The sequence below is a fragment of the Rubritalea sp. genome, from assembly GCF_039830215.1.
Taxonomy (GTDB): domain Bacteria; phylum Verrucomicrobiota; class Verrucomicrobiia; order Verrucomicrobiales; family Akkermansiaceae; genus Rubritalea.
Window position 1 is genome coordinate 1 of the sequence record NZ_JBDOPO010000359.1, and the last position, 7584, is coordinate 7584.

3 protein-coding genes are annotated in these 7584 nt (G+C 44.8%); 1 reads left to right on the forward strand and 2 read right to left on the reverse strand.

Features of this window, described 5'->3' with window-relative positions; all coding sequences use genetic code 11:
* Nucleotides 1–156: 156 nt before the first annotated feature.
* On the forward strand, nt 157–2397 hold the full coding sequence (locus ABGY95_RS12175) for a hypothetical protein (RefSeq protein WP_347441953.1): 2241 nt from the start codon (nt 157–159) through the stop codon (nt 2395–2397).
* A gap of 91 nt (nt 2398–2488) precedes the next feature.
* Here ABGY95_RS12175 and ABGY95_RS12180 read toward each other — a convergent pair whose 3' ends face one another.
* Nucleotides 2489–3301, reverse strand: coding sequence for a hypothetical protein (locus ABGY95_RS12180; RefSeq protein ID WP_347441954.1), 813 nt, complete (start codon nt 3299–3301; stop codon nt 2489–2491).
* A gap of 9 nt (nt 3302–3310) precedes the next feature.
* Nucleotides 3311–7225 (reverse strand): hypothetical protein, encoded by a 3915-nt coding sequence (locus ABGY95_RS12185; protein WP_347441955.1) that lies wholly within the window; start codon nt 7223–7225, stop codon nt 3311–3313.
* Nucleotides 7226–7584 lie beyond the last annotated feature (359 nt).

A 7584-nucleotide genomic window follows, 5' to 3' on the forward strand; every position in this document is an offset into this window, starting at 1 on the left:
GCTTCCACCTTCTTGCCATTTCTTTACCCATTCCGAGACTTTGTTTCGTCCTACATCTACAATTACGCCAATCTCAGCATAAGTGAGCCCCTATAAATTAGGGGGAATTTTAGAATTGCTAGAAGTTAGGGGAATAACTACGTTTGCCTCAGCAATATGAAGCATTCTAATTATTTTATTTTACCGATCGTAGCCGCTGGCGCAGTGAGCTTCACGTCTTGTAACAAACAACATAGTAAACCAGACACAGAGGAGGTAACTGAGACTGCTTTAAAAGAAGTCGTCAAGAAGGCAGCAGAAGTGGTGGCCCCAGTTGCAGAGGAAAAGTCTGGAAGTCTAGAAGAGCTTGCCAAACAAGCTGGGTTTGCGAAATTCCTACCGCAGAAGACTGATGCGTTCTGGACATTCTATGACGGAGCGGGTCTAGCGAAGAAGCTGCGAGCATCTAAGCTAGGAAAGTTTGTCGAGACCATGGCCGAAGAGAAGGGAGGAAGTATCGATGACATACTTACTGATCCACGTTTCCAGAAAGTGGCGGAGGTAACAGGTGAAGAACTCTTTTTTGCAGTCGGCGAAGGTACCGCAGCTCAGGCTGATAACCTTATGAAGTTGTCAGCAAAAAGTAACTTCTATCAAATGCGCTCAATAGTTGAGTTGTGTGGTAAGATGTTAGGTGAACGTGGTGAAGATATAGATGCTCTTGATGACCTTAGCCTAGAGGAATCATACCTCAAGGAGTGGGCTAAGGATCCAAAGACTCTTGAGGTATTTAGGCGATCAAGTATGCCTCCAATCTACCTTGGCTACAAGGTGAGTGATAAAGAAAAGCGTGAAGACTATTTAGCGCAAATTCAAGGCTTGGCGGGAATGGCTTTGAGCGCTCAAACGGAAGGTGAAACTATTCTCGACGCTACAGAACATGGTGATTTCAGTGGGTTTATAGTGAAGGGATCTCTTGTGGCTGAAATGCTGGAAAAAGAAGAGAAGGATGAAATGACAGAAATTCTTGGAACTCAGACTTTCAGCGACTTTAAGAAGGCTGTGGCCACCAAAGACCTAGTGATGCTCTCAGGAATTCACGAAGACTATATCGTACTCTTTATTGGTTCATCTGTTGATCAACTCAAGTTCGCCGCTACACCGGCAGAGTCAGTACTCGCAGATAAAGGTATGGAGTTCGCTCAGCAGTATGCTGGTAAGGATTTAGTGAGTATGCTCTACATGAGTGAAGAACTTGGTAAGACCACAATGAAGTATAGCGCTTCAATGAAGGAGTTGGCACTGGGAACTCTCGCTGGTCTAAAGAAGACTGACACATTTGGTGATACTCGAGTGTTAGAAGCTCTGCTGACAGATTTAGTGCAGCGCGAAAAAGACTACTACACACCTTTCAAAGCTGGGCGGATTGGTTCCGTAGCGATGCTTGATGAAGGCTTTAAAATTGAAACTCACTATGGCGGAAACTCTCCAGCTGTAGACCTTCAGGCTAAACGCCACCTCAGTAAGGTATCTGAAGGTGAAGATGTTGTTTTCTCAGCGAACTGGGTGAACAACCCAGGTCAGACTGAACTAAGTCTTGAATATCTGGAGGCAATTGGTAGCACGGGTTATCAAGTAGCGAAGCAGATGAGCGGACTTCGGTTAGATGAGAGTGAGTTTGCCGAATTCACTGCTGGTTTTGCTATGTTCGAAGGAGTCTTCAAAAAAGAGGTTCTGGATGTTTGGGGAGCTTTGCGCGATGATCTAGGGAAAGGCCTAGGTGCAGAGTCAGCTTTCGTTATCGATCTAAAAGGTGAATTGCCAACCATGCCAATGATTCCTGAGCCAATCCTCAAGCAAGGGAAAGTTCCTCGTTTTAGCTACCTTAGCACAGTGAATGACCGCAGTAAAATCGGTCAGAGCTGGGATCGACTGAATACATCCGCTGAGAAATTACTGAAGCAGGTGAGCGGGATGTCTGGTATGGAGTTGCCCATGCAGCGCCCATTCAAGAGTGAGTCCAATGGGCTAACGAGCTGGACATTCCCAATTCCGACAACGCACCAAAACTGCACACCTAACATCACCGTGAGCGATGATTTGTTTGTACTGGGTTCTTCACCTGACCAGGCGAATGAACTAGCGAGTGTGTTTGAGAAAGAAGCGACTGGGTCGCCACTTTCAGAAGCCCAGTTGAACTTTGAGCCTTTACGTGATCTTAGTCTTAACTGGCTAACTTTGGTAAGTGAGCATGGTGCTGATTTGATGAGTGAAAATGAAGTTGAAGATCTGAAAGAAGCCAAACCTTATCTTGAAGCATTGATTGAAGCTGCCGATGAAATGGAATACATTAGGGTGGAAAATAAGCAGCAAGGTGATGAAATTCTCAGTTCATTGCACTTTAAAACGAAGTCGTAGGCACTACCTCGTACGCTAAAAAACATTTAAGAGCCATGCTAAATTTAGCATGGCCTTTTTTGTATTAGAAAATCCGAGTAATTCTACTTTTTTAGTCAGGAACTTCATATGTGGCCCGGAAAACACCCAGAGTTCGTCCACCGTTGGTTCGGCGATCGGCATCGTAGAAAGCATAGACCTTTGTGCGATTTGGGAGGTTCTTCATAGATTCCTGTAGAGCTACTTTTGAATCATTAAGACCTTTCGCCTTGAGCGTGAATTTATTTGTTAAAGCCAGCTCGTTGAGGTCGATATTTTTGTGTGATCCCGGTTTGAGTGGGATCTTTGTGACATCGCTGAAAAGTAGGTTTACTACTTGGTTTGATGCGTTGTAGAGCAAAACCCTGCTGCCTCCAGTGACAGACCTTGTCAGAGGGATGGCCGTGAGCATAGGGGAGTCTTTCCATAGGGGAGTCTTGTCTTCATTTGGAGTTAGGAAAATCAGCGTTTTTGTGTTGAATTTTAAAGGGGGGAGTTTGAGGTAGGGTTTTGTGTTCTCATTTATTGAAAGGTTTGAATAAAAGCTTAGAGGTTTGAGTGCTGGAATTGTCGTAAGAGCCCCTTGACTGTTGAATCTAATGTTAAATCGACTCCATTTCCGGTTTCCGGCTCGTTTGTAGAATAGTTGGCACGGTGGAGTTGAGGTTTTAGGGGGCTCGAGTAAGATAGTTTGCGCTCCTATTGTCTTTGGATCTGAGCTTTTGTATTGGGGCACAGAGTAACGACGCGCGGGCTTGGGGCCGAGCGCTATAATCGATACTTTGGGCGGTGCGAGTTCTGATTCAATTGGCTGAATTTGAGATTCCTGGGCAATCAATGAACCAACCAGTAAGTAGGGAAAGAATAGTGGTAAATATAGAGACATACTATTTTGTTAGATTTCTTGCACGCTGAGCCAACGGAATGATTTTAGTTTAAATCTCCTACCGTACTTCCTATTTTGATGAGTCAAACCACCCTCTGTTACTGAACCACTAGCAAAGTCGACTTTCATTGTAGGGTCTGTCGGCAAGTTATTTTGGGGTTGAGGGGATTTGAGTGACGCAGCTTCCATATAGTTGGGGGTGCGGACTACTACCGCTTCGATATATGCTGTTGCTTTGATTTTGCTGCCTACTAGTGATTCGCCATAGCATCTGATAGTGAATGTGTCGCCACGCACTGTCATGGCCGGAGCTAGCGGCTCTAGAATGTCTCCTTGTGTGAGGTAGCTTGGCGTACCCCATAACTTTGACGGAACTGATCGATTTGGGTAGTTGTGGCGAAATTCCTCTTTGTTATTGTCATTTTTTGAATCAGAGGCAGCCAACCATCTACCACTATTGAAGTTGTCGTTCAGCCCAGCTGTTAGAATGGCGGCTTCTATTGCACCACTCAGAGATTCGCGGGCTGGTCCGGATTCCCTTTCCGGTATGAGCCTTCGATTCACCATGTCTGCCATGGAAATGAATGGACCGCGCAGCTTAACTTCTCGGACAATCGCGGTAGCGAGCAATGCAATTTCTGTATCATTGAGTGAACGGCCAGCTTGCCAACCGCTTGCTGTGGCTGGGCTCGTGGAGGATGTTAGAGACGCGTTCTCAGGTTTTGCTACTCGTGAGAATACTGACAGATGTGAGCCTCCAGTAGTACGGCCACCTCTCAGCGGCCTCTTAAGCCCTTTGATGCCAGAGAGAAAGGCACACCAAGCAGGAATCGACGTGGAGTTGATATTGAATGCCGATTTATTTTTGAGCAGGTACCCAGCATTCCAGAATGCATGACTCATCGCATCAGTGGCGGTCAGTAAAGCTTCTTGTGATTTTTTAGTTTCACTTAAGTCTGAGTTAAATAGAAACCTAGAGTTGAGTAGCTTGGATTGACTTAGTGAATTTTCAACAAATATATAGCCTGTAGTGTCGAGTTGAAGGCCTGATATAAAGTAGCTGTCCCAGATGTTTTGGTTGGTTTCAAAGACACTATCGTAAGCTAAGATTTCTTCTTTAGTTTCTATCACTTTTTGGTTTACAGTTGCTGGTTCAGCTTGGTCACCAATTTGGAGTAGCCCATCAGATTTGGGTGCATAGCCTCTAGGACCGTATGTGAATGCCTTTTTGTGTGAGCTCCCTATGAGGAGATCCCATTGGTTAGTTACAATAGACGGGCGAGTATGTCCGGCAGCTATAGGGTAAGCGGTGGTTTCAAGAGGCGCGTGAAGATCTGGTAGAGAAGAACCGATGAGGTAACTAGGGTGCCATGAATATGGGCTCAGGTGAGCGTGTCTTAGTTTACCAATAGATAAGGCTCCATAAACCGGATCTGGTAAGTCGAACAGAATGGCTGAATCTGTGCCTGGTGCATCGTTAGCAGCAGTGAAGGGAAACTTCGTGTACTGGTCGTTTTCGTTGAGAGTGGGGTGGTCGTAGAGAGATTGAGGTGAATGAGGTGAGAGCTGGGTAATCCATGCTCCTGAGCTTCGAGAGTGCCAATCATTGCTACACAGGGTTACTGGTGATCGAGTACAGAGTTGTGATCGTACATTCCAGTTGGCAATGGTTGCTGGATTGTATGCAAGGTGAGTAGAAGAGTCCCAGTGTTTCTGGCGCAGTGGGGGATTATTTCCTTCGGTATATTCTTCATTGAACCAAAGAAGCTTGGCGCCGATTTGATGCAGTGAAGGCGCGTCTTTATAGGGATTGTTTTTGAAGCTCTGAAGTCGACCAAACTGGTTGCCTGAAGCCGTAGAGCTATTGCCGAAAGAGGAACTGTAAAAATAAAAAGGATAGGTTCTGGCCCCACCACTGCCGCCATTGATGAGCTGGAGTGTGGGGTGTAGCGGGCTAGCAGTAATCATCTTAGCGGATGATTGGTTGGAGCCATTTGAAGCTTTTAAAATGAAATCAAAATTGTCCGCCGCGACGACCCAAGGTTCATAGTGGATGACTTCCTCAAGTCGAATTTCGTCGAGAAAGAAATCAGTAATACTTTTTGTTCTCTTCGTTTTTTTACCTAGTGACAATGCATCATATTGATAGAATGGAGAGCGCTGTGTTTCGTGGGAAAAATGGGATTTTCCCTGTGGTGTTTCAGCGCTGAGAATGTTCTCGGAAATATTGTCTGTTGAGTACTTCTGAATCGATAGCTCATTTGAGGGGGGGGAGTTCTGAATTTTTGGAGAAAAAACTAAGCAGGAACCTGCAGGGAATTTGGTTTGTTCTATCACAAATGCTAGGTAACGTGATTGAGGGAAGAGACCAGACCTAGAATTGCTATTGCTTGGGTCTTGAGATCCGCATGGAAATCTTAGTTTGCCGTCCCACGTAGCAAGGGATTGATCGTTCGGAAATTTCTTTAGAAGGCGTTCACGTTCTCCTTCGACACCTTCATCAGAACTAGACAACTGAAAGTGGAAGTTTCCACCAGACCAGAAGAAGTTGGGCATCAAGACTAGCATTTCAGGAACTTCTAATTCTATGCTATATGGGTTCCATAAACAGACTCTTGGAATTAGATGCGTTCGGATACGGTTGCTTTCTGAGTTGTCTGTTAGACTGAAATAAAAGTGGAATCGAGCATCAGTCATGATTGGATGAACTTTAGGATAGTCTCGATGCCATTGAGATGACCTGAAGGTGTGACCGTCGTTCTGCATACCCCGCCAGTAATTGGTGGGCCTTCTTCTTAGAGATGAAGAGACTACTGAGGTGTTCACTCCGATTTTACCACCATCTAGTCCTGGCGTATATTTGAGCCTCCCCCAGTACCTTAAAGCATCGAAGTTTGGCCCGTGGGTTAAATGACGAACTCCAGGGATAATTGGGTAGCTGCTTTCGAAGGGGAACTCGGCGGTAGATGTGCTCGGAGGTTTGAAGCTTATTCTTGGATGATCTGGATTACCAAAGAGCAGGGGAGTGAGGTCCTTTTTGATGCCGCCGAATATGGGATCTGTGAATAAGCCCGAACTGTCGTTGGTGAAGTGGTTGAAATGGGAGGCTAGGGATCTGGCTGTAACTGAGGTTTGACTACTTAAAAATGCAGCGGAGGTATAACTTAAGATTTCAGATTCACTCGAGTGAAGGCCTACTTCGAGATTTACAAATGAACTATGACTTTCCTTTGGTCGATATTCACTAGTGGTGTTTCCCGATAAGTTATCCCTTTGAGCTATAGCTATTTGTATTTTTTCGGTGAGGTGTGATGGGTGTTTTGTGATCGAAGCTTTCTGATTGTTATCAATGACAGCCCAAGCGTAAGCCCCTTGGCCAGAATTTGAATTCAGATCAATCTTTTGAACAGCTAGTTTTTCTAAATTGAACTTTGCTGGATCAGTGATGGAAAAATCGGCTCCTAGAGTTCCTGTGCCGACGAGAGTGATGGAGTTCTCGTCTGTAAGTTCCAGTTGGTGGGCTTCAGAATTATCTCCTTTAAAACTGCCGAGCCATCTTAGGCGGAGTTTGTCTCGCCATTGGTTATTTTTATAAATGTCGCGCGAAAAGCGTAAATCAATATAGCGATCACAAGCATTATAGGTGGGAGGATTGATCTGCTGACCAACATCTTTCCCTACTAAGTGAAGGCCAGAATCCGTTGTATTTCTCCAAACTCCCAGTAGATTTGGGTTTTTAACACCTTCAACGATAGGTGTGGTAGGGTCAGTATCGAAGAGTGAGGCTTTTGCTGTGACCCGTTGATCAGGTCCAGCGTATTTTTGTAGTTCAGCCAGAGCAATACTTAATGCCATACGAGCATTTGCACGAGCCTTCTGCTGGTGATGCCATTGATTAGAATTTTTTAGTTCAGAAGTTGCCATTGTGATAACTCCTAAGTTGATCAGAGCAAGGCTGGTCAGTAGGATTAAGCTAGAAATTATAATAAAACCGCATCTACTAGAGGATCTGAATTTCGAATAATAGCATAGAAACATAGAGGTTCTTCAGGATGATGAAAAAGGATATTATGTTAGCTATATGTTAGGTTTGGTTTTCTGTCACTAAAATTTTGTTAGATTTGAGTTATTAATGGGGCGGGAAATCAGGCAGCATAGGATATTTTTGATGAGTTGAAATATTTCTGAATCCTCGTCTGCCTCTTAGCCAAACTCCTGACTTGAGTTTTAACCTGCTCCTTGAATTTACCTTTTCCTCGAAGTGATGGTCGCTTGCTTAGCTC

Coding starts and splice junctions, on each gene's coding strand:
- ABGY95_RS12175 (WP_347441953.1), top strand. CDS start 157: ATGAAGCATTCTAATTATTTTATTTTACCGATCGTAGCCGCTGGCGCA.
- ABGY95_RS12180 (WP_347441954.1), bottom strand. CDS start 3,301: ATGTCTCTATATTTACCACTATTCTTTCCCTACTTACTGGTTGGTTCA.
- ABGY95_RS12185 (WP_347441955.1), bottom strand. CDS start 7,225: ATGGCAACTTCTGAACTAAAAAATTCTAATCAATGGCATCACCAGCAG.